1 pseudogene is annotated in these 271 nt (G+C 57.9%); it reads right to left on the minus strand.

From position 1 onward, the window contains the following. Window positions 1-224, minus strand: a pseudogene (locus QP752_RS11280) (hypothetical protein); the annotation flags it as partial. Window positions 225-271: the final 47 nt, after the last annotated feature.

Here is a 271-nt window from a genome sequence, read left to right on the forward strand (position 1 = left end):
CCTTCCTGATAGCCCTGTTCGTGACCTTGCTGGCGACCTTCGGCAATCCCCGCCTGATAACCCTGCTCGTGGGCCTGCATTTGCAGTTGCGCCAGTTGCTGCTCAAGGCTGGGTTCGGCCTCTTCAATAATGGTTTCTTCCGACTCGGCCATTGGCACAAACTCTGCCGGTGGTGGCGCGAGATCGTCCGGCGTCCAGGTTTTCCACGGCAGATTATCAGACATAGGTATCCTCGCCGCTGCCAATCACCATCTCGCCAGTTTCGGCAAGA

This window comes from Corynebacterium sp. UMB10321 (assembly GCF_030228725.1).
Taxonomy (GTDB): Bacteria; Actinomycetota; Actinomycetes; order Mycobacteriales; family Mycobacteriaceae; genus Corynebacterium; species Corynebacterium pseudogenitalium.